Genomic DNA, 25,465 nt, shown 5'->3' with positions numbered 1-25,465 from the left:
CCCCCCACGCGGGTGTCGGCCCGGCTCCGGGCGGCCGAGCGCCGAGCCTCAGAACGGGATCTTGCCCGTCCAGATGTCCTTGTACATCACCCAGTCGCCCATGAAGCTGTAGAGCGGGCGCTTGAAGGAGGCGGGCTTGTTCTTCTCGAAGCCGAAATGCCCGATCCAGGCGAAGCCGTAGCCGGCCACGAGGCCCAGCAGGAACCAATACGGACGGCCCGTGGCCAGGAGCATCGCCAGGCACACGAGGGCCAGCGTGGAGCCGAGGAAATGCAACCGCCGGCAGGTGCGGTTGCTGTGCTCGGCCAAGTAGAAGGGGTAGAACTCGGCGAAGCTGCGGAACGAGCGGGGGTCGACGCGATGGCCGGCCGGCCCGTGCGCACCGGAGGGGGTGGCGGTGCTCATGATGGCGTCCTGGACGAAAGAAGGGCCTTGAGGGCATTCAACACGTCGTCCGGGGCTTCGGCCATCAGGGAATGCCCGGCCTCGATCCAGGCCACCGTGGCGTGCAGCCGCTCCCTCAGTTCGGCGGCGGCCTTGGGCGACGTCATCTGGTCCTTCCGTCCGAGGATCAGTTGCACCGGGCACTTCACGCGGGCGGCCGCCTCCCACGCCCCTTCGTAGCGGTCGCAGACCTGGAAGTCGTGCAGGAACAGGTTGGCGCCGCCCTCGCGCTGGGCGTAGAGCGTTTGCAGACGCCGCATCAGCGCCCGGCTGGCGCCCGGCACCCAGCTGCCCGGCCCCGGCGCGGCCGGTTTGGGGGCCAGCGTGGAATGCGAGAACGCGTTGACCATGTCGATCGCGCGCCAGGGGTCGCGCGCGGCGGTCTCCAGCAGGGCGGGCGAGACCTTCATGGGGTAGGCGGTGCCCACCAGCCCGAGGTGCGTGGCCCGCTCTCCGAGCGCCGCGGCGGCTTCCAGCGCGATCAGGGACCCCATGCTGTGGCCGACCAGGGCGGCGCGCGGGGCGCCCAGGGCGTCCAACCAGTCGACCACCCAGCGGGCACAGGCCTGCACATCGGGCAAGGCGGGCCCGGCGCTGCGGCCGTGCCCGGGCAGATCGACCGCCAGGACCGACCAGCCATGGTGCGCCAGGTAGCGGCTCTGCAGACCCCAGACGCTGTGATCGTTCAAGGCGCCGTGGATCAGCACAACGCACGGCCGAGCCGGGTCGAAGAGCTTGCCGCCGGTGTAGGCAAAGGCCGTCTTGCCGTGGAGTTCGATGTTCATCGGGCTTCTCCCGCTTTCTGGGCCGCCTTGAGAGCCCGGCCGAGATCGTCGATCAGGTCGTCGGCCTCTTCCAGCCCGATGGACAGGCGGATCGTGCCCGGGCGGATGCCGGCCTGGGCGAGCGCTGCGTCGTCCATGCGGAAGTGGGTGGTGGAGGCGGGGTGGATCACGAGGGATCGGCAGTCGCCGACGTTGGCCAGGTGAGAGAACACCTTGAGCGCCTCGATGAAGGCGCGCCCTTGGGCGCGGCTGCCCTTGAGATCGAAGCTGAACACCGAGCCGCAGCCGCGCGGCAGGAGCCGCTGCGCCAGCGCGTGGCTGGGATGCTCGGGCAACTCGGGGTAGGCGATGCTCTCGACCATGGGATGCTTGCTGAGGAACTCCACCACGCGCCGGGTGTTCGCGACGTGGCGCTCCATGCGCAGGGACAGCGTCTCGATGCCCTGCAGGATCAGCCATGCGGTGTGCGGGCTCATGCAGGCGCCGAAGTCGCGCAGTCCCTCTCGCCGCGCCCGCAGCAAGAAGGCGCCGACGGTGCTTTCTTCGCTGAAGACCATGCCGTGGAAGCCGGCGTACGGCGCGGTGAGTTCCGGAAAGCGGCCCGACGCCTCCCAGTCGAAGCGGCCGCTGTCCACCAGCACGCCGCCCACCACCGTCCCGTGGCCGGACAGGAACTTGGTGGCCGAGTGGTAGACGAGGTCGGCGCCGTGATCGAAGGGGCGTAGCAGATAGGGTGTGGTGAACGTGGCGTCCACCAGGAGCGGCAAGCCGTGCTCATGGGCGATCTGGCTCACGGATGGGATGTCGAGCACGTCCAGTCCGGGGTTGCCCAGCGCCTCGCCGAACAGCAGGCGCGTCTGCGGCCGGATGGCGGCCCGCCAGGCATCCAGGTCGCCGGGCGCCACGAAGGTGGTCTCGATGCCGAAGCGGCGCAGCGTGTAGTGCAGCAGGTTGTGGGAGCCCCCGTAGAGCGCGGTGCTCGCAACGATATGCCCGCCCGCGCCCGTCAGCGTGACGATGGCCAGGTGCAGAGCCGCCTGGCCGCTGGCCGTCGCGATCGCCCCGCAACCGCCTTCCAGCGCGGCGACGCGCTCCTCGAGCACGGCGGTGGTCGGGTTCGAAATGCGCGAATAGACGTGGCCTGCGCGCTCCATGTTGAACAGCGCCGCGGCATGGTCGGCATCCTCGAACACGAACGACGTGCTCAGGTACAGGGGGACGGCGCGGGCGCCGAAGGCAGGGTCGGGGCCGGCGCCGGCGTGCAAGGCCAGCGTATCGAAGCCGGGGTCGGAATAGCCGGGCATGAAGAGTCTCCTCGAGGCCGATTCTTGGGGTCGCCCCGGTGCTCGGCGCAGGGGCCGCGAGCGTGTGCAGCCGGGCGCCGGCCTCGAGGGCGCTGACCCCGCGGCGAGACGGCCGGGGCGTTTCAACCTCGGCATTGTGGGCTATATTGGGACATCGGTTCCGCGCGTTTGCAGTGGCGTGGCCCCGACATCAAGGAGACAGCCATGAAAGTCAGCGACATCCTGCGCGTCAAGGGGGGCACCTTGTTCACCGTCTCGCCCGACCAGCCGCTCGGCGAGGCGATCAAGACGATGGCCGAGCACGACATCGGCTCGCTCGTGGTGATGGAGCACGGCGACCTCGTGGGCATGCTGACCTTCCGGGAAGTGATCCAGGCCATCGTCAACAACGGGGGCACGGTCGGCGAGACGCTCGTGCGCAGCGTGATGGACAATGCCCCGCTGACCTGCACCCTGGAGACCGAGATCGATGAGGTGCGCCGCATGATGCTCGGTCGCCATGCGCGCTACATGCCGGTGATGAACCAGCGCACCTTGATGGGGGTCATCTCCTTCTACGACGTCGCCAAGGCGGTGGTGGACAGCCAGGACTTCGAGAACCGCATGCTCAAGGCCTACATCCGCGACTGGCCCGGCGCCGACGGCGGCGAGCCGGTGCAAACGCTGTGAGGGCACGCGGCGCTGTCATCTCGGGCAGCGCGAGGGGCCGCGTAGAATCGAAGGCTTCTTTCGGCCCCCTTCTTCGGTGACCGGCATGTGCGTGCCGGCGCCCGCGCGACATGTCCGGCAGCACCTTCGGTCTACTCTTTCGCGTCACCAATTTCGGTGAGTCCCACGGCCCGGCCATCGGCTGCGTGATCGACGGCTGCCCGCCGGGGCTCGCGCTGTCGGAGGCCGACATCCAGCCCGATCTGGACCGGCGGCGCCCCGGCACCTCGCGCCACGTGACCCAGCGCAACGAGCCCGATGCGGTCGAGATCCTCTCCGGCGTGTACGAGGGGCGCACCACGGGCGCGCCGATCTGTCTGCTGATCCGCAACACCGATCAGCGCAGCAAGGACTACGGGAACATCCTGCAGACCTTCCGTCCCGGTCACGCCGACTACACCTACTGGCACAAGTACGGCATTCGCGATCCGCGCGGCGGCGGGCGCTCCTCCGCGCGCCTGACGGCGCCGATGGTGGCGGCCGGCGCGGTGGCCAAGAAGTGGCTGCGCGAGCACCACGGCACCGAGTTCCGCGGCTGCATGACGCAACTGGGCGAGATCGAGATTCCGTTCGAGTCCTGGGAGCACGTGCCGAACAACCCGTTCTTCGCGCCCAACGCCAGCATCGTGCCGCAACTGGAGGCCTACATGGATGGGCTGCGCAAGTCCGGCGATTCCGTCGGCGCGCGCATCTATGTGGAGGCGCGCGGCATGCCCGTGGGCCTCGGTGAGCCGCTCTTCGACAAGCTCGACGCCGAGGTCGCCTACGCGATGATGGGCATCAACGCGGTCAAGGGCGTGGAGATCGGCGCCGGCTTCGCCTCGGTGGCGCAGAAGGGCACGCAGCACGGCGATGAACTCACGCCCGAGGGCTTCGTCTCCAACAACGCGGGCGGCGTGCTGGGCGGCATCAGCACGGGGCAGGACCTGACCGTCTCCATCGCCATCAAGCCCACCAGCTCGATCCGCACGCCGCGGCACTCGATCGACATCGAAGGCCGGCCGACGATGGTCGAGACGCACGGCCGTCACGATCCGTGCGTCGGCATCCGGGCCACGCCCATTGCCGAGGCCATGCTGGCGCTGGTGGTGATGGACCATGCGCTGCGTCATCGCGCGCAGTGCGGCGACGTGCGCGTCTCGACGCCACGCATCCCCGCCGCTCGCCGCTGACACTCTACATCCCACGCAGGCCGCATCGCGAGAGGCGATGCGGGGTTGGCTGGGCCGGGACGGCCCCGAGTGAGATCAGGCCGCCGCCAGCCGGCGCTCAGTGGCCTTGTCGAAGAGGTGGGCCGCATGCGGCGCCCACTGCAGCCGCACAGGATCGCCCGCCCGGTGCGAGACCTTGCCCGGCACGCGGGCCGTCAAGACGCCCAGCGGCGTGTCCACCAGCACGTAGGTCTCCGGCCCCGTCGGCTCGATCATCGTGATGCGGCCCGCCACGCCGTCGCTGGCCAGTTCGATCGCCTCGGGCCGCAGCCCGTAGATGACCTCGTCGCCCGGCGCGCCGGCCACGGCGGCGCGGTCCCTCTCGGCCACGGGTAGCGGGGTGCCGTGCGCCGACAACGCGCCGTCGGCCTGCCTGCGCACTTCGACCATGTTCATCGCGGGCGAGCCGATGAACTCGGCGACGAAGCGGTTGACGGGGCGGCAGTAGATGTCGTCCGGGGTGCCGAACTGCTGGACCTGGCCGTCTTTCATGACGGCGATGCGGTCGCCCAAGGTCATCGCCTCGACCTGGTCGTGGGTGACGTAGACGGTGGTCGTGCGGGTGCGCTGGTGCAGCAGCTTGATCTCGGCGCGCATCTCCACCCGCAGCTTCGCATCCAGGTTGGAAAGCGGCTCGTCGAAGAGAAAGAGTTTGGGCTCGCGCGCGAGCGCCCGCCCCATCGCGACGCGCTGGCGCTGGCCGCCCGACAGCTGCCCCGGTTTGCGGTCGAGCAGATGCTCGATCTGGAGCATCTTGGCCACGCGCTTGACGGCCTCGTCGCGTCGGGCCTTGGGCACGCCGCGCATCTCCAGCCCGAAGCTGATGTTCTGCGCGACGTTCATGTTGGGGTAGAGCGCATAGCTCTGGAAGACCATCGCGATGTCGCGGTCCTTCGGCAAGGCATGGGTGACGTCGCGCCCGCCGATGAGGATCTGTCCCGAGGTCGGGACGTCCAGCCCCGCAATCATCGACAAGAGCGTGGATTTGCCGCAGCCCGAGGGGCCGACGAGGATGAGGAACTCGCCGGCCTCGACCTCCAGGTCGATGCCTTTGAGGATCTCGATGTGGTGGTAGGTCTTGCGGACCTGGCGGATGGAGAGTGCGCCCATGGTGTGAGAGTCGTTCGTTCAGCCCTTGACCGCGCCGGCCGTCAGCCCGCGCACGAAGTACTTGCCGGCCAGGATGTACACGAGGAGCGTCGGCAGTGCGGCGATCAGCGCCGCGGCCATGTCCACGTTGTATTCCTTGACCACGCTGGAGGTGTTGGCGAGGTTGTTGAGCCCCACTGTGACCGGCTTGGAGTCGGCCCCGGAGAACACGACGCCGTAGAGGAAGTCGTTCCAGATCGCCGTGAACTGCCAGATGAGCGTGACGACGAGGATCGGCGTGGACAGCGGCAGCACGATGCGCCAGAGGATTCTCCAGAAGCCCGCGCCGTCCAGCATCGCGGCCTTGATCAGCTCGTCGGGCAGGCCCACGTAGTAGTTGCGGAAGAAAAGGGTCGTCGACGGAATCCCCGCGAGCACGTGTACGAGCACCAGGCCGCCCACGGAGCTGGACAGTCCCAGCCAGCCGAGCACCTGCGACATCGGCAGCAGGACGACCTGCATCGGCATGAAGACGCCGAACAGCATCAGCGCGAACATGAGCTCGCTGCCCCGGAAGCGCCACTTGCTGAGCACGTAGCCGTTGACGGCGCCCAGCACGGTGGAGATCGCGACGGCGGGGACCACCATCCACACGGAGTTGAGGAAGAAGGGTTGCAGCCCGTGGCACTCGGTGCCGGTGCAGGCGGAGGACCACGCCTTGGACCAGGCCTCGAGGCTGGGCCGCACGGGCCAATCGAGCAGGCCGCCGGCGCGGATCTGTTCCATGTCCTTGAGCGATGTGACGATCATCACGTACATCGGCGCGAGGAACACGGCCGCGAACAGCAGCAGCGACGACCAGATGACGAAGCGATGGAAGTGGTGCATGGCGGAGGGCGTCTTTCGTCGGGTGGCGCGGGAGATCCGCAAGGAGCCGGGTACCGTGCTCAGCGTCGCGTGCGAAGTTCCGAGTAAAGGTAGGGGACGACGATGGCGGCCACCGTGGCCAGCATGATCGTGGCCGAAGCGGCTCCCAGCCCGATCTGCCCGCGCGTGAAGGCCATCGCGTACATGAAGGTGGCCGGCACGTCGGTGGCGAAACCGGGGCCGCCGTTGGTGAGCGCCACCACCAGGTCGAAGCTCTTGATCGCCAGGTGGGCGAGCACCATCAGGGTGCTGAAGAACACCGGCCGCAGGCTCGGGATGATGATGCGCCAGTAGATGCGGGGCAGCGAAGCGCCATCGACCTGCGCGGCCTTGATGATGGAGTCGTCGATGCCGCGCAGGCCGGCCAGGAAGAGCGCCATCACGAACCCGGCGGACTGCCAGATGCCAGCGATGACCACCGTGTAGATCGCGCGGTCCGGGTTGACCAGCCAGTCGAAGGTGAAGCCGTCGAAACCCCAGTCCTGCACGACCTTCTCCAGGCCCAGTCCCGGGTTCAGGATCCACTTCCACGCCGTGCCGGTCACGATGAAGGACAGGGCCATCGGATAGAGGTAAATGGTCCGCAGCACGCCTTCGGCACGGATCTTCTGGTCGAGCAGGATGGCCAGCAGGAGGCCCAGCACCATGCCGCCGCCGATGAAAAGGGTGCCGAAGATCGCGAGATTGGTGAGCGCCACCCACCACCGTTCGCTCTCGAAGAGCGTCACGTACTGCTCCAGGCCGACGAACTCGTAGTTCGGCAGCAGCCGCGAGGCCGACAGCGACAGATAGCCGTTCCACGCGATGAGGCCGTAGATGAACAGGAACGACAGCACGAACGACGGCGCGAGGACGAGCTTGGGCAGCCAGTGCTGACGGGGCAGGGTCATGGGGAGAGCAGACATGGTGGGAGGCTGCAGGCAGCGCGAGCAGGCTCGCGAAGGCCGCGACTGGCGCGGCGCGAAGTACGGCGAGAAACGCGGCCAAGCAGGGCGCACGCACCGGCCCACGGCACTGCGCCGCAGGCCGGACGTGGGCGCCTTACTTGACCTTGGCGGCGGAGGCGATGCGCTCCATCGCTTCCTTGGCGGTCATCTTGTCGCTGTTCCAGAACTGTGACACGGCGTCCTTGATCGCACCCTCCGCGGCCGACGGGACGGCCATGCCGTGGGCGATCGAGGGTACGAGCGAGCCCGCCTTGGACGACGCCACGAAGTCGGCCGAGGACTGCTTGGCGCAGTCGTCGAACTTGGCCAGGTCCATGTTCAGGCGCACGGGGATGGAGCCCTTGTTGAGATTGAACGCCTCCTGGAACTCGGGCGACATGATCGCCGTCGCCAGGTCCTTCTGCGCCTTGACGTTCGCGTCGTTCTTGATCTTGAACATCGCGAAGCTGTCGACGTTGTAGGTGAAGGCCTTGCTGGTGCCCGGCGCCGGCGCGCAGACGAAGTCCTTGCCCGGCACCTTGCCCGCCGCCAGGAACTCGCCCTTGGCCCAGTCGCCCATGATCTGCATGCCGGCCTGGCCGTTGATCACCATCGCCGTGGCGAGGTTCCAGTCACGCCCCGGTGCGTTCTTGTCGGTGTAGTCCTTCACCCGCTTGAAGGTGGTGAGCACCTTCTCCATCGTGGGGCTCTTGAGGGTGGCCGCATCCAGTTGCACCAGCGCCTTCTTGTAGAAGTCGACCCCGCCCACGCCGAGCGCAACTGCTTCGAACGTGGTGAAGTCTTGCCAGTTCTGGCCGCCGTGCGCCACCGGGATGACGCCCACCTTCTTCAGCGCCTCGGCAGCCGCGAAGAATTCGTCCCAGGTGGTGGGCACCTTGGCGTTGGCCTTCTTGAACACCTCAGGGTTGACCCAGAGCCAGTTCACGCGGTGCACGTTGACGGGCACGGCCACGTAGCTGCCCTTGTACTTGAGGCCGTCGGCGATGGGCTTGGGAATCAGCGCGTCCCAGTTGTTGGCCTTGGCCGTGTCGTCGATGCTGGCAAGCACGCCTTCGCGTGCCCACTCCTGGATCGAGGGCCCCTTGATCTGCGCTGCGGCCGGTGCGTTGCCCGACACCACGCGGGACTTGAGCACCGTCATGGCCGAGTCGCCGCCGCCTCCGGCCACGGCGAAGTCCTTCCAGGTGTGGCCCAGCGTCTGCAGCTTGGCCTTCAAGGCGGCAGCGGCTTTGGCCTCCCCGCCCGAGGTCCACCAGTGCAGCACCTCCACTTCACCGGCGCAAGCGGCCCCGGCGGCCAGCATGCCCGCGGTGGCCAGCGCGCGGGCCAGGCGGCGCGCGCGGAGTTGGGAAATCGACGACATCAGCGTTGCTCCTCTCTTTGGACTGTGTTGAGCCACCGCGGGATCGCGGAGCAGCCGTGATGTTAAGGGTGTGTTAATGTTGCCGCAATAATTCTTTAATATAGGATTTTCCCTAGGGCGCGCGGTCCGCAGCCACCGGCAAGCGCACCGTGACGCGCACCCCGTGAGGCGTCACCGGCTCCAGCCGCACCTGGCCGCCGTGCCGTTCGATGATCTCGCGCACGATGGCCAGGCCCAGCCCGCAGCCGTGGCCGTCGTTGGTCACACGCACGAAGCGTTCGAACACCCGCTCGTAGATGTCGGGGTCGCGGGGCAGCCCCGGGCCGTCGTCCTCCACCTGCACCAGGGCCGACGGGCCGTCCCGCCCGAGCCGCACCGTGACGGTGGCCCCCCGCCCGGCGTAGCGGATGGCGTTGTCGATCAGGTTGGACAGCGCCTCGCGCAGCAGCAGCGGGTGGCCCAGCACGGGCAGAGGTGCCTCGGCCTCGGCGGAGTCGCGGGCGTCCTCGCAGCCCAGGTCCATGCCGGCCTGCAACGCCCGCGGCACCTGCTCGGCGGTCAGTTCCTTGGCGAGGCGGGCCAGGTCCAGCCGGGTACGCGCCTGGGCCAGGGCGGACTCGGGCTCGGCGCGCGCGAGCGTGAGCAGCTGCGCGACCAGGTGGGCGGCCCGTGCGGCACTCTCGTGGACTCGTGCGAGGCGGGCCCGCAGGGCCGGGTCTTGCGCCTCCGCGAGCGCCAGTTCGGTCTGCGACTTGAGCCCTGCGAGCGGCGTGCGCAGTTGGTGCGCGGCGTTGCTGATGAACCGCTTCTGCGCGCTCACGCTCTCATGCACCTCGGCCAGCAGGGTGTTCAGCGCCTGCACCAGCGCGCGCACCTCGGCGGGGGCCGACTCGATCTCGATGGGAGTGAGGTCGTTCGGGGCGCGATCTTCCACGGCCGAGCGCAGCCGGGCCAAGGGCGCCAGCCCCGTGCGGATCCCGGCCCACACGATGAGCGACATCAGCACGATGAGGCCGGACAGGGGCAGGGCGGTGTCGATGAGAATCTGCCGGGCCAGTTCCTCCCGCGTCGCTCGGCTTTTGGCCAGCTGCACCAGCAACTGCTGCGGCGAGTCGTCCTCGCCGTAGGCCAGGTACAGCGCCGAGACTCGCACCGGCACATCGCCCACCATGCCGTCGTAGAAGTAGGGGCGCTCCAGCTCGATCTGCGGCAGCGGCGGTGGCGGCGGCAGGTTCTTGTTGCCCAGAATGAAGTGGCCCGGCGGGGTGCTCACCATGTAGTAGACGGTGTCGTCCGGGTCCGTCTCGATGATCGCCTGCGCCGACTTGGGGAAGTCGATCAGCAGCCCATTGCCGATGGGCTTGACCTGCTGTGCCAATGCGCGCGAGGTCTGGTAGAGACTGCGGTCGATCGCCATGTTGGTGTAGCGCGCCGCAAGGTGGTAGGTGACGAAGGCCGCCGCCAGCCACAACACGAGTTGGGGCACCAGCAGCCACAGGAGCAGGTGACGCCGCAGCGAACGTTGGCCGGGCGCCAGGCCGACCTGGGCGCCCCAGCGCTGCCATCGGGTGGGCTTCAAGACGCCGCCCCCGTCACGCCGGCAGCTCGAGCAGGTAGCCCAGCCCGCGCACCGTGCGGATGCCCAGGCCGGAGGGTTCGAGCTTGCGTCGCAGCCGGTGGATGTACACCTCGATGGAGCCGGTGCCGCCTTCGCCGCGGGTGGCATCGGCGCGGTCGGCGCCCCAGGCCTGGGCGATCTGTTCCTTCGTCACCACCTTGTCGCGCTGGCTCAGCAGCAGGTCCAGCAGCGCCCATTCACGGGGCGAGAAGTCCACGGGCTCGTTGGCGATGGTCGCGCGCCGCGCATCGCGATCGAATCTGAGCTTGCCGAGCTGGACCACTGCCGACGCCGTCGGTTTGGCGCGGCGCAGCAGGGCGCGCACGCGGGCTTCCAATTCGGGGAAGTCGAACGGCTTGGCGAGGTAGTCGTCGGCCCCCGCGTTGAGGCCGTCCACACGGTGCTCCAGGTCGCACAGGGCGGTGAGCAGGAGGATCGGCTGCTCCGGCTTGGCGGCCCGCACTCGGCGCAGCACGATCAAGCCGTCGACCATCGGCAGCCCGATGTCCAGCACGGCGACGTCGAAGGCCTGGCGCAGCAGCAGGTACTCCGCCACGGCGCCGTTGTCCGCCACTTCCACGTCGAACCCGGCCTGCTGGAGCTTGGCGCTCAGGGCATCGGCCAGGATGGCATCGTCTTCGGCAAGCAAAAGGCGCATGCCGAGAGCTTAACGAATGCTTTACAGCTTTAACACCCGGGGCGGCCCGGGGTCAGCATTCCACGATGTTGACCGCCAGCCCGCCGCGGGCGGTTTCCTTGTACTTGGTCTGCATGTCGGCGCCCGTCTCGCGCATCGTCTTGATGACCTTGTCGAGGGACACCCGGTGGGTGCCGTCGCCGCGCAGGGCCATCCGGGCCGCGTTCAGAGCCTTGACCGAGGCGATGGCGTTGCGTTCGATGCACGGGATCTGCACCAGACCGCCCACCGGGTCGCAGGTCAGGCCCAGGTGGTGCTCCATCGCGATCTCGGCTGCGTTCTCCACTTGCGCCGGCGTGCCGCCGAGCACTGCACACAAGGCGCCGGCGGCCATGGAGCAGGCCACGCCGACCTCGCCCTGGCAGCCCACCTCGGCGCCGCTGATGGAGGCGTTCTCCTTGTAGAGGATGCCGATCGCCCCGGCCGTGAGCAGGAAGTCGATCACGCCGCGCTCGCTGGCGCCCGGCACGAAGCGGCTGTAGTAATGCAGTACCGCGGGGACGATACCCGCGGCCCCGTTCGTCGGAGCGGTGACGACCCGGCCGCCGGCGGCGTTCTCCTCATTGACCGCAAGCGCGTAGAGGTTCACCCAATCGATGATCTGCAGGGGATCGCGCAGTGCCGCCTCGGGGTTGCTCGTGAGCTGGCGATGAAGCTGCGGCGCGCGGCGCTGCACCTTGAAACCGCCGGGCAGCACCCCCTCGGTACGGCAGCCTCGCTGCACGCAGGCCTGCATCACCTCCCAGATGTGCAGCAGCCCGGCATCGATCGCCTCATCGCTGCGCCAGTGACGTTCGTTGCGCCGCATGATCTCCGCGATCGAGCAGCCTTCGCGCGCGGTGAGGGCGAGCAACTCCTCCGCGCTATGGAAGGGGTAGGGCAGCACGGTGGTGTCGGGTGCGACGACCTTGTGCTTGGTGCCATCGGCAGCGACTTCCTCGCTCACCACGAAGCCGCCGCCGACCGAATAGTAGGTGCGACTGGCCAGCATCGCGCCGTCCGCGTCGAAGGCGTGGCACCGCATGCCGTTGGCATGGAAGGGCAGGGTCTCGCGCCGGCGAAACTCCAGGTCGCGGCTCTCTTCGAACTCCACCGCGTGCTCACCCATGAGCACGATACGCCGTTCCCGGCGCATCGCCTCGAGCATCTGCGGCACCGCATCCACGTCCACGGTGTCGGGCTCATGGCCCGCCAGGCCCAGCATGACGGCCTTGTCGCTGCCGTGCCCTTTGCCTGTGGCGCCGAGCGAGCCGTACAGCTGCGTCTGCACGCGCACGGTGCGTGGGAGCAGGCCGTCTTGCTTGAGCCGGGCCACGAACATGCGCGCGGCGCGCATCGGGCCCACCGTGTGCGAGCTGGACGGCCCGATGCCGACCTTGAAGAGATCGAAGACCGAAACCGCCATCGCAGCTCCTGACTCGGCTTCAGGCCCGTGCGAGAGCGCGCACGTCCGCCGCGAACGCGTCCACCGCCGCCTCGGTCGTGTCCCAGGCGCACATGAAGCGACAGCCCCCGCCCGCGATGAACTGATAGAACCGCCAACCGCGCGCGTAGAGCGCATCGATCACGGGCTTGGGCAGCCGCGCAAACACCGAGTTGGCCTGCGGCTCGTGCAGCAACTCCACGCCCTCGATGCCCTGCAACGCCCGGTACAGCCGCTGCGCCATGGCGTTGGCGTGGCGCGCGTTGCGCAGCCACACATCGTCTTCCAGCAGACCCACCCACGGCGCCGAGATGAACCGCATCTTCGAGGCCAGCTGGCCTGCTTGCTTGACGCGATAGGCGAAGTCTTCCGCCAGATCGCGGTCGAAGAACACGACCGCCTCGCCGACCGGCAGGCCATTCTTGGTGCCTCCGAAGCACAGCACGTCCACGCCCGCGCGCCACGTGATCTCGCTCGGGTGGCAGCCGAGGCTGGCGACGGCGTTGGCGAATCGAGCGCCGTCCATGTGCACTTTCAGGTGGCGGCGCTTGGCAATGGCGGCGATCGCGCGTACCTCCTCGACGGTGTAGACCGTGCCGAGTTCGGTCGCTTGCGTCAGGCTCACCACCTTCGGCTTGGGGTAGTGGATGTCGTCGCGCTTGGTCACCAGCTGCTCGACGGCGTCCGGCGTGAGCTTGCCCAGCCGGGCGGCGGGGCTCTCGCTCTCCGAGACGAGCAGCTTCGAGCCGTTCGAGAAGAACTCGGGCCCGCCGCACTCGTCGGTCTCGACGTGTGCGACCGGGGTGCAGATGACCGAGTGGTAGCTCTGGCACATCGCGGCCAGCGCGAGCGAGTTGGCGGCCGTGCCGTTGAAGACGAAGTACACGTCGCAGTCGGTCTGGAACAGTTCGCGGATCATGTCCGTCGATCGCTGCGTCCAGACGTCTTCGCCGTAAGCGGGCTGATGGCCGCTGCGGTTGGCCTCCATGAACCAGTGCATCGCCTCCGGGCACATGCCGGCGTAGTTGTCGCTGGCGAAGTGCTGGCGGTGGGTCTCGATGCTCGGGTTCGTGAGGCTCATGCAAGGCTCCTGGGGTTATCGGTACTCGGCGACCGGCACGCACGCGCAAAACAGGTTGCGGTCGCCGTACACATTGTCGACACGCCCGACCGGCGCCCAGTATTTCTGACGCCGCAGCGAGGGCACCGGATAGGCTGCCTGCTCGCGCGTGTAGGGGTGGGTCCACGGGTCCTTCAGCAAGGACTCGGCCGTGTGAGGCGCGTTCTTCAGCGGGTTGTCGTCCTGGGGCCACTGGCCCTGTTCGATGCGACGGATCTCCTCGCGGATGGCGATCATCGCCTCGCAGAAACGGTCCAGCTCCGCGAGCGACTCGCTCTCGGTCGGCTCCACCATCAGCGTGCCGGCCACCGGGAAGCTGAGGGTCGGCGCGTGGAAGCCGTAGTCGATCAGGCGCTTGGCTACGTCCTCGGCCGTCACGCCGCTCGTGTCCTTCAGCGGGCGCAGGTCGAGGATGCACTCGTGCGCCACCCCGCCGCCGTGGATGTCCTTGCCACCGTGGTAGAGCACCGGGTAGTGCGGCGCGAGCCGCGCGGCGATGTAGTTCGCGTTGAGGATGGCGGTTTCCGTCGCGCGGCGCAGGCCCTCGGCCCCCATCATGCGGATGTACATCCACGAGATCGGCAGTACCGCGGCATTGCCGAGCGGCGCCGCGCTCACCGCGCCCACCGGGCCGTCCTGCCCCACGCCCGCGGTGCGGTGACCGGGCAGGTAGGGCACGAGGTCCTCGACCACGCACACCGGGCCCACGCCGGGGCCACCGCCGCCGTGAGGGATGCAGAAGGTCTTGTGCAGGTTCAGGTGCGAGACGTCGCCGCCGAATTCGCCCGGCGCCGCGATGCCCACCAGCGCGTTCATGTTCGCGCCGTCCACGTACACCCGCCCGCCATGGCGGTGCACCAGCGCGCACAGCTCCTTCACCTCGGCCTCGAACACGCCGTGCGTGGAGGGGTAGGTGATCATCACCGCCGCCAGCCGGTCGCCGTACTGCTCGCACTTCGCGGCCAGATCCTGCAGATCCACGTTCCCGTCGCGGTCGCACTTGGTGACCACGACCTGCATGCCCACCATCTGCGCGCTGGCCGGGTTCGTTCCATGGGCGGATTCGGGGATCAGGCACACGTTGCGGTGGCCTTCGCCGCGCGCACGGTGGTACGCGCGGATGGCGAGCAGGCCGGCGTACTCCCCCTGGGATCCCGCATTGGGTTGCAGCGAGATGCCGGCGTAACCCGTGGCCTGGCACAGCCACTGCTGCAGTTGCTGATCCAGCAGCTCGTACCCCGCCAACTGGTCCCGCGGCGCATAGGGGTGCACGTGGGCGAACTCGGGCCACGTGATCGGGATCATCTCGCTCGTGGCGTTCAGCTTCATGGTGCACGAGCCCAGAGGGATCATCGTGCGGTCCAGCGCCAAGTCCTTGTCGGAGAGCGAGCGCAGGTAGCGCAGCATCTCCGTCTCCGAGTGGTAACGGTTGAACACCGGGTGCGTGAGGTAGGCGCTCGTGCGCCGCAGGCTCTCGGGCAGTAGGTCCTTGATGCCCGTCTCGAACCGCTCGAACCCCGGCAGCGGCTGCCCGTGCGCCGTCACCTCGGCGAACACCTGCCACAGCGCCAGCAGGTCCTCGCGGGTGGTGGTCTCGTCCAGCGTGATGCCGATGGCGTCGTGGGAGGCGCGCCGCAGGTTCATGCCGCGCCCTACGGCGTCGAGCAGCAGGGGCTCCGTCTTGTGGCCGGTGCGCACCGTGATGGTGTCGAAGGCCGTCTCGTGCACCAGGCTCCAGCCCAACGCCTTCAGCCCTTCGGCCAGCACGGCCGTGTAGCTCGCCACCCGCTCGGCGATGCGCTTGAGGCCGTGCGGCCCGTGATACACCGCGTACATGCTGGCCACCACGGCAGGCAGCACCTGCGCCGTGCAGATGTTGGACGTCGCCTTCTCGCGGCGGATGTGCTGCTCGCGCGTTTGCAACGCCAGCCGGTACGCCGGTTGCCCCTGGCTGTCCACGCTGACGCCGACCAGGCGGCCCGGCAGCGAGCGCTTGTGCTCGTCCCGGCAGGCCATGTAGGCCGCGTGCGGTCCCCCGTTGCCCATCGGCATGCCGAACCGCTGGGTCGTGCCGATGGCGATGTCGGCGCCCATCTCACCGGGCGGGGTGAGCAGCGTCAGCGCGAGCAGGTCGGCCGCCACGATGGCCAGCCCTGCCCGGGCATGCACCGCCTCGATCAGCGGACGCAGGTCGCGCACTTCACCCGTGACGCCCGGGTACTGGAACAGGGCCGCGAAGCAGTCCGTCTGCGCTGCTGCATCGGCCGGGCCGCACACCACGGTCAGCCCGAGCGGCTCGGCGCGCGTGCGCACCACCTCCAGCGTCTGCGGCAGCACGTCCTCGGCCACGAAGAAGGTGGTGCTCTTGGACTTGCCGACCCGTGCCGCGAGCGTCATCGCCTCGGCCGCGGCGGTGGCTTCGTCGAGCAGCGAGGCGTTGGCGATCGCCAGCCCCGTGAGGTCGCACACCATGGTCTGGAAGTTGACCAACGCCTCCATCCGGCCTTGCGAGATCTCGGCTTGGTACGGCGTGTAGGCGGTGTACCAGGCGGGGTTCTCCAACACGTTGCGCAGGATGACGCCAGGCGTGTGCGTGCCGTGGTAACCCTGACCGATGAAGCTCTTGAGCAACCGGTTGCGCTGCGCGATGCCCTTCAGCTCGCGCAAGGCCTCCGCTTCGGAGGCCGGGGCCGGCAGCTGCATGCCCTGCAGGCGACGGATCGCGCCCGGTACGACGCTATCGATCAAAGCCTGGCGCGAGGCGGCGCCGATCGTCGAGAGCATGCGCTCCTCGTCGGCGGGGGTGATGCCGATATGGCGCTCGACAAAGTCGTCGTGAGCCTCGAGGTCGGCGAGCGGGGTGGGGGCGTGCATCAACATGGTCGTACTGCGCGTGGAGGTGGGGCCGGCCGCCGGCGCCCGCGAGGTGCGGCAGCGCCGGCGCGCAAGGGGGCAAGGGCTCAGCTGTTCTTGACGAGGTCGTCGTACGCGGTCTTGTCCATCAAGCCGTCCAGCTCCGTGCGGTCGGCCAGGCGGACCTTGAAGAACCAGCCTTGGCCCAACGGGTCGCTGTTGGCGAGCGAGGGATCGGCGCGCAGTGCCTCGTTCACCTCGACCACTTCGCCGCTGACCGGCGCGTACACGTCGGCCGCCGCCTTGACCGATTCGACCACCCCGGCCACGTCCTTCTGCTTGAGCTGCGTACCGACGGCGGGCAGATCCACGAACACCACGTCGCCCAAGGCGTCCTGGGCGTGGTGAGTGATGCCGACCGTCACGACGTCCGCGTCGCCGATCGAGACCCATTCGTGGTCTGCGGTGTACTTGATGCTCATGCAGGGCTCCTAGAGTGCTTGGAAAAACGCAATCGAATGAACTCGCAGGCTCGGCCACGTCCCGTGCTCGGCCGGCCTCGGCGTCGCAGGCGCGGGGCTCAGCCGCGGTGGTAGCGATGGGGCACGAAAGGCATCGGCACCACGCGCATCGGCAGCTTCTTGTCGCGCACCACGGCGTGCACGATGCCACCCGGCGCGGCATGGTTGACGGGCAGGTAACCCATCGCGATCGGCTCGTTGGCGGTCGGCCCCAGGGTGCCGCTCGTCACCCGGCCGGCAGGATGCCCGTGCGCATCCAGCAGCTGGGCCCCCTCGCGCACCGGCGCGCGTTCCAGGCCCACGAGGCCGACTCGCTTGTGCGTCGGCCCGTGGGCGAACTGCGCGTCGATCACATGAGCTCCTGGATAGCCGCCCGCGCGCGCGCCACCGGCTCGCCGCACTTTCTGGATGGCCCAGCCCAGGCCCGCTTCCACGGGTGTGGTCTGGGTGTCGATATCGTGCCCGTACAGGCACAAGCCCGCCTCCAGCCGCAACGTGTCCCGGGCGCCGAGACCGGCGGGCTGCACTTCCGGTTGCTGAAGCAGCGCGCGCGCCAGGCCTTCGGCATCGGCCGCCGGGACGGAGATTTCGAAACCATCCTCTCCGGTGTAGCCGGAGCGGGTGACGAAGCACTGGCTGCCCGCCAGCTCGAACCAGCCCCCGCCCATGAACGAGAGCCGCGCCACGCCCGGGGTCAAGCGCGCCAGCGCATCGGCCGCTTTCGGCCCCTGGAGGGCGAGCAGGGCACGGTCCGCCAGGAGCTCGATGCGGCATCGATGCCCGATGTGGGTGTTCAGATGCGCGAGGTCAGCGGTCTTGCAGGCTGCGTTGACGACCAAGAGCAGGTCGTCCTCGCGGCGGGCGATCATCAGGTCGTCCAGGATGCCGCCGCTGGCGTTGGTGAAGAAGCCATAGCGTTGCTTGCCCACCGGCAGGTCCACCACATCCACCGGTACGAGCGACTCCAGCGCCCGGGCGGCATCGTCGCCCACCAGCCGCACCTGCCCCATGTGCGACACGTCGAACAGCGCCGCGGACGCGCGGCAGTGACGGTGCTCGGCGATGATGCCCGCTGGGTACTGCACCGGCATCTCGTAGCCGGCGAAGGGAACCATGCGCGCACCCAGTTCCAAGTGCAGCGCATACAGCGGCGTCTTGAGCAATTCGTTGGCGGACATCGTCGTCTCCGAGGGCATTGGGTGACACCGCTGCCGTGCAACGGTGGTGCCCTCGCTGTCCGCTTTACCTGAGAGATTGGCCGCGGCACCGTTTCGATGCGAGGCGGCTTGCCCCTTCGGTGGGCCTGCTCGGGGCAGGCCTCTCTCCAGTGAGGTTCGCCCCGCTTTCGAGGCGATCGTCAGTCCTTTTGCCTGAGCGTTCGAGCTTCGCTCTGCGCCTTCGGCGGCTCCGCGGGGGAGCTCTCTCCTGACTGCCGGGCAGTATAGCCGCCCGCCGGCCGGCCACCAAGCCTCATCGCAACCGGCGAGGCGCGGGCCGACCCGCAACCCGCCCGCCCGGTCAAGGTACGGGCGCAAGCCCGAATCCGGGCCCAGAGCGGCCCGGCCCGGACGTCACATGCCCGCGTAGTTCGGGCCCCCGCCACCTTCGGGCGTCACCCACACGATGTTCTGGGTCGGGTCCTTGATGTCGCAGGTCTTGCAGTGGACGCAGTTCTGCGCGTTGATCTGCAAGCGGTCGCTGCCGTCCTCGCCCTTGACGAACTCGTACACGCCGGCCGGGCAGTAGCGGCTTTCCGGCCCCGCGTACTGGGCCAGATTGATGCGCACCGGTACCGTCGGGTCCTTCAGCGTCAGGTGCGGCGGCTGGTTCTCCTCATGGTTGGTGTTGCTGATGAACACCGAACTCAGCCGGTCGAAGGTCAGCGTGCCATCGGGCTTGGGGTACGTGATCTGCCGGCACTCCGAGGCCGGCTTCAGGTAGGCGTGGTCCGGCTTGTCGCGATGCAGCGTCCAGGGCGGGTTCTTGATGCCCAGCTTGGGCAGCAGCCACTGCTCGACGCCCGTCATCACGGTGGCCACCGTGCGGCCCTTCTTGAACCACTGCTTGAAGTTCTTGGCCTGCAGCAGCTCGGCGTACAGCCAGCTCTTTTCGAAGGCTTCGGGGTAGGCCGTCAGCTCGTCGAGCTGGCGGCCGGCGGCCAGCGCCTCGGCCAGCGCCTCGGCGCACAGCATGCCGGTCTTGATCGCCGCATGGCTGCCCTTGATCCGCGAGGCATTCAGGTAGCCGGCGTCGCAGCCCACCAGCGCGCCGCCGGGGAATACGGTCTTCGGCAGGCTCAGCAGCCCCCCCGCCGTGATCGCCCGCGCCCCGTAGGACAGGCGCTTGCCGCCTTCGAGGTACTTGCGGATCTCGGGGTGCGTCTTCCAGCGCTGGAACTCCTCGAACGGGCTCAGCCACGGGTTGCTGTAGTCCAGGCCCACGACGAAGCCGATTTCGACCTTGTTGTCCGCGTCGTGATACATGAACGAGCCGCCGTAGGTGTCCGGGTCGAGGGGCCAGCCGGCGGTGTGGATCACCAGGCCCGGCTTGTGCTTGCTCGGGTCGATCTCCCACAGCTCCTTGATGCCGATGCCGTAGCTCTGCGGGTCACGCCCTTCGTCGAGCTTGAACTTGGCGATCAGCTGGCGGCCCAGGTGCCCGCGGGCGCCCTCGGCGAAGATGGTGTACTTGCCGAGCAGCTCCATGCCGAGCTGGAAGTTCTCGGTCGGCTGCCCGTCCTTGCCGATGCCCAGGTTGCCGGTGGCCACGCCCTTGACCCGCCCCTGCTCGTCGTACAGCACCTCGGCCGCCGGAAATCCGGGGAAGATCTCCACCCCGAGCGATTCCGCCTGCTGCGCCAGCCACTTGACGAAGTTGCCGAGGCTCAAGATGTAGTTGCCGTGGTTCTTGAAGCAGTCCGGCAGGAAGAAGTCCGGCGTGGCTTTCGCGCCCGTCTCGTCGAGGAACAAGAACTTGTCCTCGGCCACCGGTTGGGTCAGCGGGGCGCCCAGCTCCTTCCAGTTCGGGAACAACTCGTTCAGTGCACGCGGATCCATGATCGCGCCGGACAGGATGTGCGCCCCGGGCTCCGAGCCCTTTTCGAGCACGACGACCGAGATGTCGCTGTTGAGCTGCTTCAGCCGGATCGCGGTGGCGAGGCCCGCCGGCCCGGCGCCGACGATGACGACGTCGTACTCCATCGACTCGCGCGGTCCGTACTGCTCCAGGATCTCTTGTGGGGTCATCGTTTCTTCCTTCGAGTGGGTGATGCGGGCCGGGCCCGTGGCAGCATTGACGCGATTCTATCGAGTCGCAAGAAAAAATCGAACGGTCGTTCTATTTTTGTCTGCCCCTCGCCACGGCGGCGCCGCTCGCGGCCCGAGTGTCCTGCACGAGACACACCGACACCACCCGGCTTCGCTATCCTTGGCACCATACCGAGCGTCGCGCGCCGTGAGGGTCGGCCCCACCGTCCTCGCGGCTTCCTGTTGTCTTCATCCGAGGTCCTCATGGCATACACGATCGATCTGTCGGGGCGCGTGGCGCTGATCACCGGCGCTTCCAGTGGCTTGGGCATGCAGTTCGCCCGCACCTTGGCCAAAGCAGGCGCGGCCGTCGTGCTGGGCGGGCGCCGGGTCGAGCGGCTCAAGACGCTGCGTGCCGAGATCGAGGGGGCGGGCGGCGACGCCCACGTGGTCGGGGTGGACGTCACCGACCCCCACAGCATCCGCTCCGCCGTCGCCCACGCCGAAACCGAAGTCGGCCCGATCGACATCCTCATCAACAACTCCGGCGTCAGCACCACCCAGAAGCTGACCGACGTGACGCCCGAGGACTACGACTACGTCTTCGACACCAACACCCGCGGCGCCTTCTTCGTCGCGCAGGAGGTCGGCAAGCGGATGCTCGCCCGCGCGCGCGGTGCCGCGCCGGGCACCTACACCGGTGGGCGCATCGTCAACATCGCCTCGATGGCTGGCCTGCGGCCCCTCGGGCAGATCGGGGTCTATGCGATGAGCAAGGCTGCCGTGATCCACATGACCCGCGCCATGGCCCTGGAGTGGGGACGCTACGGCATCAACGTCAACGCCGTGTGCCCGGGCTACATCGACACCGAGATCAACCACCATCACTGGCAGACGGAACAAGGGCAGAAGCTGATCCAGATGCTGCCGCGCAAGCGGGTCGGCCAACCGCAGGACCTGGACGCGCTCATCGTGATGCTCTGCTCCAACGAGAGCCACTTCATCAACGGCGCCGTCATCGCGGCCGACGACGGGTTCGGGGTGTAAGGTGAGATTCGAGATCCCCGACGAGAAGAAGCTCGTCTACGAAATGCGCATCCCCATCCGCTGGGGCGACATGGACGCGATGGGCCACGTCAACAACGCGATGTACTTCCGGTATCTGGAGGTCGTCCGGATCGAGTGGATGCGCTCGCTCGGCGCGCAGCCCGACCCGCGCGGCGAAGGCCCGGTGATCGTCAACGCGTTCTGCAACTTCTATCGCCAGTTGGAGTACCCGGGCGAGGTGCTGGCCCGGCACTACGTGGCCAACCCCGGTCGCAGCAGTTTCGACACGTACATCACCCTCGAGCGCGTGGATCGCCCCGGCGAGATCTACGCGGCAGGCGGGGCCACCACGGTGTGGGTGGACTTCCCCAACCAGAAGTCCAAGCCCTTGCCGCAGTGGCTGCGCGACGCGATCGAATAGGAGGGGCGGGCGCGAGCCCGGCACGCCAGGCGGTGCGGGGGCGACTCAAGCGGCCAGCAGTCGCTGCACCAGCTCGGCCGTGGTCGCGGCGTTGAACTTGCGCATCAGTCGGGCCCGGTAGATGTCCACCGTGCGGTGGCTGATGTCCAGGGCCTTGCCGATCTGCTTGCTCGTGCGCCCTTCGATCAGGAGCGCGGCCACCTCCCGTTCGCGCCCGGTCAACTCGGCCTTCACCGGCCGCCGCGAGGACAGATCCTCGAACGACCAGATCCCGGCCGCATGCGGCGCCTCCCGCTGCATCGCCCGGCCCGTCACATGGCACCAGAACAGCTCGCCGTCGGATCGCTTCATGATGCGGTCATCGGCATAGCGCCCGCTCGCATTGAGGATCGGCGCGATGCGCTCTCCGGTGCGCTCGAACTCGGCGGCCGTCGGGTAGAGCACCTGAAACGACTGCCCGACCAGCAGCTCGCGCGAGGTGCGGAACATCTCCGCCAGCGCCCGATTGCAGTCCACGATGATGCGCTGCCGGGAGATGACCAATCCCACCGGGGCCAGCTCGAACGCCGTGCGGTAGTCCAGTTCCATGCGCTGCGCAGGGCTAAGGGGTTTCCTTAGGCGATTCTACGTATGTCGATACGTAGTACGCTTCGGCCGTTCGACATCCTCCGAAGGAGACAGGCATGAACAAGGTGTATCCCAGCGCCGCCGAGGCGCTGAAGGACATCGTCAAGGACGGCCAGATGCTCGCCGTGGGCGGCTTCGGCCTGTGCGGCATCCCCGAGGCGCTGATTGACGCGCTGCAGGCCTCCGGCGTCAAGAACCTGACGGTGATCTCCAACAACGCCGGTGTGGACGGCTTCGGCCTGGGCAAGCTGCTCGCCACGCGGCAGATCCGCAAGATGATCTCCAGCTACGTGGGTGAGAACAAGGAGTTCGAGCGCCAGTACCTGTCGGGCGAACTCGAACTCGAATTCACCCCGCAGGGCACCTTGGCCGAGAAGCTGCGCGCCGGTGGCGCCGGTATTCCCGCCTTCTACACCCGCACGGGCGTCGGCACCATCGTGGCCGAAGGCAAGGAAGTGCGCGAGTTCGACGGCGTCAAGTACGTGATGGAGCGCTCGCTCGTCCCCGACGTGTCGCTGGTCAAGGCGTACATCGCCGACACGGCGGGCAACCTCGTCTTCCGCCGCACGGCGCGCAATTTCAACCCCAACGTCGCGATGGCGGGCAAGATCACCATCGTCGAGGTCGAGAAGCTGGTCGAAAAGGGCGCACTCGACCCCGACGAGATCCATCTGCCGGGCATCTTCGTCCACCGCATCGTCGTCAATCCGAACCCCGAGAAACGCATCGAGCAGCGCACCGTGCGCGCCGCTGCCTGAGGAGCACACCATGGCCTGGACCCGAGACGAAATGGCGGCCCGCGCCGCCCGTGAACTGAAAGACGGCTACTACGTCAACCTCGGCATCGGTCTGCCCACCCTCGTGGCCAACCACGTGCCCGAAGGCATGGAGGTGTGGTTGCAAAGTGAGAACGGCCTGCTCGGCATCGGTCCGTTCCCGACCGAGGATGAAGTCGATCCAGACCTCATCAACGCCGGCAAGCAGACGGTGACCACGCTGCCCGGCTCCTCCATCTTCTCGTCGGCCGATTCGTTCGCCATGATCCGAGGCGGGAAGATCAACCTCGCCATCCTCGGCGCGATGCAAGTCAGCGAAAAGGGGGATCTCGCGAACTGGATGATCCCCGGCAAGATGGTCAAGGGCATGGGCGGCGCGATGGATCTCGTCGCCGGCGTGGGCCGCGTCGTGGTCCTCATGGAGCATTGCGCCAAGAACGGCGAGCACAAGCTCCTGCAACAGTGCACCTTGCCGCTCACCGGGGTCGGGGTCGTCAACCGCGTCATCACCGACCTGTGCGTGCTCGACATCACCCCGCAAGGCTTCCGTTGCGTCGAACTGGCCCCCGGTGTCACGCAAGAGGAGGTGCGGCTCAAGACGGGCGCCCACGTCGAGTTCGCCCAGGCCGCGGCCTGAGCCGTCGCCACCTCCTTGCGCACACGACAACAAGGGACCGAACCGGTCCCTTGTCGCTGTCCAGGGCTGCCTAAGGCTGTGCCTGCGCCTGCCAGCGCCCGTCGATCAGCAGTTCGTGCGGGCGGAACTGGGCCTTGTAGGCCATCTTGCGGCTGTCTGCGATCCAATAGCCCAGGTACAGATACGGCAACTCGAGTTCGCGCGTCTGCTCGATCTGCCACAGCACGTTGTACGTGCCATAGCTCGCGCCCGCCTCGGGCTCGTAGAAGGTGTAGACGGCCGACAAGCCGTCGTTGAGCACGTCCACCACCGACACCATCTTCACGGCGCCCGCACTGCCGTCCTCGCGCCGCTCGCGAAACTCCACCAGGCGGGAGTTCACCCGGCTTTGCAGCAGGAACTGCGTGTACTGATCCACGCTGTCGTGGTCCATGCCTCCGCCCGCGTGTCGGTGGCACTGGTAGCGCAGATACAACTCGTAGTGCTCGGGCACGAACCCCAGGCGCAAGACCCGCGCCTGCAGGTTGCCGTGGGCCTTCCAGGCCCGCCGCTGGCTGCGGTTCGGCTTGAACCGGTCCACGGGCACTCGCAGCGGCACGCACGCGCGGCAGCCGTCGCAGTAGGGTCGATAGGTAAACATCCCGCTGCGCCGGAATCCACGGGTCACCAGGTTCGAGTAGGTGTCGGCATGGATCAGGTGGCTGGGTGTGGCCACTTGCGATCGCGCGAGGCGCCCCGGCAGGTAACTGCAGGGGTAGGGCGCCGTCGCATAGAACTGCAGCGACGCGAGGGGCAGCTCTTTCGGGTGGGTCATCGTCCGTCACGCCGGGGCGGCCAGGTTCAACCCCAGCGCATCCCACATCGAGCGATCATAGTGCCAGGTCCCCACGGGCGGTTGGCGCACAGCCCGGCGCACATGCGCCAGGAACTGTGCCCGAGGTATTTCTCTCGCGCCCAGGGAGGCCAGATGGCTGGTCCGCTGTTGGCAATCGATGAGCCCGATCCCCTGCACGCGGCAGAAGGCAACGAGCGCCGCGAGCGCGATCTTCGAGGCATCCGTCTCCCACGAGAACATGGACTCCCCGAAGAACATCCGTCCGAGGCTCACACCGTACAACCCCCCCACGAGCCGCCCGTCCATCCAAGTCTCGAAGGAATGGACGTCGCCACACGCGTGCCAGGCTTCATACGCGGCGATCATCTCCGGGACGATCCAAGTGCCGTCCTGCCCCGCGCGGGGCGTGCGCGCGCAGGCCCGGATCACATCGCCGAAGGCCGAATCGATGCGCACCTCGCACCGCGGGTCCCGCAAGAACCGGTGCAGCACCTTGCGAAACGAGCGCCTCACGCGGAACTCGCCGACGTGCAGCACCATGCGGGGGTCGGGGCTCCACCAGAGCACCGGTTGGCCCGTGCTGTACCAGGGGAAAATCCCGTTGCTGTAGGCATGCCGCAGCCGAGGCACCGAGAGATCGGCGCCCGCCGCCAGCAGGCCCGGCGCGTCGCTGTCCTCGCGCAGCGCCGCTTCAGGGGGCGGAAAGCCGTCGTTCTCGTCGAGCCACGCGATCGGCAAGATGCTCATGTAGCTATCCTGCCCAGAAATCCGCCCACCACGCAATGAGAGGGGGCGCACTCCTGGAGGGGGCTCCGGCCCCCGACTCACCGGCAACTGCGCTACCACTTGCGCCCTCCAGATTTTTCG

General features: G+C 68.1%; 24 protein-coding genes and 2 riboswitches. Of the genes, 6 read left to right on the top strand and 18 right to left on the bottom strand.

The features are described 5' to 3' along the window. Nucleotides 1–48: 48 nt before the first annotated feature. Genes OMP39_RS09745 through OMP39_RS09735 form a run of 3 tightly spaced genes read right to left on the bottom strand, consistent with a single transcriptional unit; the run spans nucleotide 49 to nucleotide 2,533 of the window. On the bottom strand, nucleotides 49–405 hold the full coding sequence (locus OMP39_RS09745; RefSeq protein WP_264891532.1) for an Mpo1-like protein: 357 nt from the start codon (nucleotides 403–405) through the stop codon (nucleotides 49–51). Beyond that, nucleotides 402–1,229: an alpha/beta fold hydrolase gene (locus OMP39_RS09740; RefSeq protein WP_264891531.1), complete on the bottom strand. Its 828-nt coding sequence runs from the start codon at nucleotides 1,227–1,229 to the stop codon at nucleotides 402–404. Before OMP39_RS09740 ends, OMP39_RS09745 begins: the two co-directional genes overlap by 4 nt. Further along, nucleotides 1,226–2,533: an O-acetylhomoserine aminocarboxypropyltransferase gene (locus OMP39_RS09735; protein WP_264891530.1), complete on the bottom strand. Its 1,308-nt coding sequence runs from the start codon at nucleotides 2,531–2,533 to the stop codon at nucleotides 1,226–1,228. Before OMP39_RS09735 ends, OMP39_RS09740 begins: the two co-directional genes overlap by 4 nt. 204 nt (nucleotides 2,534–2,737) lie before the next feature. Here OMP39_RS09735 and OMP39_RS09730 point away from each other — a divergent pair, with 204 nt between their 5' ends. Further along, nucleotides 2,738–3,202 carry a CBS domain-containing protein gene (locus tag OMP39_RS09730; protein ID WP_264891529.1) on the top strand — a complete coding sequence of 155 codons (465 nt, stop codon included), beginning with the start codon at nucleotides 2,738–2,740 and terminating at the stop codon, nucleotides 3,200–3,202. A 110-nt stretch (nucleotides 3,203–3,312) separates the two neighbouring features. Further along, nucleotides 3,313–4,413, top strand: a complete 1,101-nt coding sequence (gene aroC, locus OMP39_RS09725) for a chorismate synthase (RefSeq protein WP_264891528.1) — start codon at nucleotides 3,313–3,315, stop codon at nucleotides 4,411–4,413. 75 nt (nucleotides 4,414–4,488) lie between these two features. Here the strand turns inward: aroC and OMP39_RS09720 are convergent, their stop codons facing one another. The 12 genes from OMP39_RS09720 to OMP39_RS09665 form a co-directional block, all read right to left on the bottom strand. Next, nucleotides 4,489–5,562, bottom strand: coding sequence for an ABC transporter ATP-binding protein (locus tag OMP39_RS09720; protein WP_264891527.1), 1,074 nt, complete (start codon nucleotides 5,560–5,562; stop codon nucleotides 4,489–4,491). A gap of 18 nt (nucleotides 5,563–5,580) precedes the next feature. Continuing rightward, nucleotides 5,581–6,429 (bottom strand): carbohydrate ABC transporter permease, encoded by an 849-nt coding sequence (locus tag OMP39_RS09715; protein WP_264891526.1) that lies wholly within the window; start codon nucleotides 6,427–6,429, stop codon nucleotides 5,581–5,583. Nucleotides 6,430–6,488: 59 nt separating this feature from the next. After that, on the bottom strand, nucleotides 6,489–7,373 hold the full coding sequence (locus OMP39_RS09710) for a carbohydrate ABC transporter permease (RefSeq protein WP_264891525.1): 885 nt from the start codon (nucleotides 7,371–7,373) through the stop codon (nucleotides 6,489–6,491). A 136-nt stretch (nucleotides 7,374–7,509) separates the two neighbouring features. Continuing rightward, a complete protein-coding gene (locus OMP39_RS09705; RefSeq protein WP_425340622.1) occupies nucleotides 7,510–8,778 on the bottom strand; it encodes an ABC transporter substrate-binding protein in 1,269 nt (422 codons plus the stop codon). Between the two features lie 112 nt (nucleotides 8,779–8,890). After that, nucleotides 8,891–10,357 (bottom strand): sensor histidine kinase, encoded by a 1,467-nt coding sequence (locus OMP39_RS09700; protein ID WP_264891524.1) that lies wholly within the window; start codon nucleotides 10,355–10,357, stop codon nucleotides 8,891–8,893. A gap of 13 nt (nucleotides 10,358–10,370) precedes the next feature. Beyond that, nucleotides 10,371–11,054: a response regulator transcription factor gene (locus tag OMP39_RS09695; protein ID WP_264891523.1), complete on the bottom strand. Its 684-nt coding sequence runs from the start codon at nucleotides 11,052–11,054 to the stop codon at nucleotides 10,371–10,373. Nucleotides 11,055–11,106: 52 nt separating this feature from the next. Then, nucleotides 11,107–12,498: an L-serine ammonia-lyase gene (locus OMP39_RS09690; RefSeq protein WP_264891522.1), complete on the bottom strand. Its 1,392-nt coding sequence runs from the start codon at nucleotides 12,496–12,498 to the stop codon at nucleotides 11,107–11,109. A 19-nt stretch (nucleotides 12,499–12,517) separates the two neighbouring features. After that, nucleotides 12,518–13,597 carry a threonine aldolase family protein gene (locus OMP39_RS09685; RefSeq protein WP_264891521.1) on the bottom strand — a complete coding sequence of 360 codons (1,080 nt, stop codon included), beginning with the start codon at nucleotides 13,595–13,597 and terminating at the stop codon, nucleotides 12,518–12,520. 15 nt (nucleotides 13,598–13,612) lie between these two features. Further along, on the bottom strand, nucleotides 13,613–16,516 hold the full coding sequence (gene gcvP, locus OMP39_RS09680) for an aminomethyl-transferring glycine dehydrogenase (RefSeq protein ID WP_264891520.1): 2,904 nt from the start codon (nucleotides 16,514–16,516) through the stop codon (nucleotides 13,613–13,615). Between the two features lie 80 nt (nucleotides 16,517–16,596). Then, complete coding sequence (gcvH, locus tag OMP39_RS09675; RefSeq protein WP_264891519.1) at nucleotides 16,597–16,971, bottom strand: glycine cleavage system protein GcvH; 375 nt, start codon at nucleotides 16,969–16,971, stop codon at nucleotides 16,597–16,599. A 98-nt stretch (nucleotides 16,972–17,069) separates the two neighbouring features. Further along, nucleotides 17,070–18,188 (bottom strand): glycine cleavage system aminomethyltransferase GcvT, encoded by a 1,119-nt coding sequence (gcvT, locus tag OMP39_RS09670; protein WP_264891518.1) that lies wholly within the window; start codon nucleotides 18,186–18,188, stop codon nucleotides 17,070–17,072. 45 nt (nucleotides 18,189–18,233) lie between these two features. Next, a riboswitch (glycine riboswitch) is annotated at nucleotides 18,234–18,348 on the bottom strand. 10 nt (nucleotides 18,349–18,358) lie between these two features. Continuing rightward, nucleotides 18,359–18,448, bottom strand: a riboswitch (glycine riboswitch). A gap of 133 nt (nucleotides 18,449–18,581) precedes the next feature. Further along, on the bottom strand, nucleotides 18,582–20,255 hold the full coding sequence (locus OMP39_RS09665) for an electron transfer flavoprotein-ubiquinone oxidoreductase (protein ID WP_264891517.1): 1,674 nt from the start codon (nucleotides 20,253–20,255) through the stop codon (nucleotides 18,582–18,584). 264 nt (nucleotides 20,256–20,519) lie between these two features. Here OMP39_RS09665 and OMP39_RS09660 point away from each other — a divergent pair, with 264 nt between their 5' ends. Both OMP39_RS09660 and OMP39_RS09655 read left to right on the top strand, forming a co-directional pair. After that, a complete protein-coding gene (locus OMP39_RS09660) occupies nucleotides 20,520–21,302 on the top strand; it encodes an SDR family oxidoreductase (RefSeq protein ID WP_264891516.1) in 783 nt (260 codons plus the stop codon). Between the two features lies 1 nt (nucleotide 21,303). After that, entirely contained in the window at nucleotides 21,304–21,723 is a 420-nt protein-coding gene (locus OMP39_RS09655) for an acyl-CoA thioesterase (protein ID WP_264891515.1), read from the top strand. Nucleotides 21,724–21,768: 45 nt separating this feature from the next. On the opposite strand, the gene OMP39_RS09650 is transcribed toward OMP39_RS09655, so the two are convergent. Continuing rightward, nucleotides 21,769–22,311, bottom strand: coding sequence for a PAS and helix-turn-helix domain-containing protein (locus OMP39_RS09650; RefSeq protein ID WP_264891514.1), 543 nt, complete (start codon nucleotides 22,309–22,311; stop codon nucleotides 21,769–21,771). 95 nt (nucleotides 22,312–22,406) lie between these two features. Between OMP39_RS09650 and OMP39_RS09645 the strand changes: the two genes are divergently transcribed. Continuing rightward, the gene (locus tag OMP39_RS09645) at nucleotides 22,407–23,108 is read left to right on the top strand and encodes a CoA transferase subunit A (protein WP_264891513.1); all 702 of its coding nucleotides are present in this window, start codon (nucleotides 22,407–22,409) and stop codon (nucleotides 23,106–23,108) included. A gap of 10 nt (nucleotides 23,109–23,118) precedes the next feature. Next, nucleotides 23,119–23,763 (top strand): CoA transferase subunit B, encoded by a 645-nt coding sequence (locus tag OMP39_RS09640; RefSeq protein WP_264891512.1) that lies wholly within the window; start codon nucleotides 23,119–23,121, stop codon nucleotides 23,761–23,763. 70 nt (nucleotides 23,764–23,833) lie between these two features. Here OMP39_RS09640 and OMP39_RS09635 read toward each other — a convergent pair whose 3' ends face one another. Together OMP39_RS09635 and aat are read right to left on the bottom strand one after the other, a co-directional pair. After that, the gene (locus OMP39_RS09635) at nucleotides 23,834–24,577 is read right to left on the bottom strand and encodes an arginyltransferase (RefSeq protein WP_264891511.1); all 744 of its coding nucleotides are present in this window, start codon (nucleotides 24,575–24,577) and stop codon (nucleotides 23,834–23,836) included. A 6-nt stretch (nucleotides 24,578–24,583) separates the two neighbouring features. Continuing rightward, entirely contained in the window at nucleotides 24,584–25,345 is a 762-nt protein-coding gene (gene aat, locus OMP39_RS09630; protein ID WP_264891510.1) for a leucyl/phenylalanyl-tRNA--protein transferase, read from the bottom strand. Nucleotides 25,346–25,465: the final 120 nt, after the last annotated feature.

The sequence above is a fragment of the Schlegelella aquatica genome (genome assembly GCF_026013905.1).
Lineage (GTDB): Bacteria > Pseudomonadota > Gammaproteobacteria > Burkholderiales > Burkholderiaceae_C > Caldimonas > Caldimonas aquatica.
This window is presented reverse-complemented; position numbering and strand designations above follow the sequence as displayed.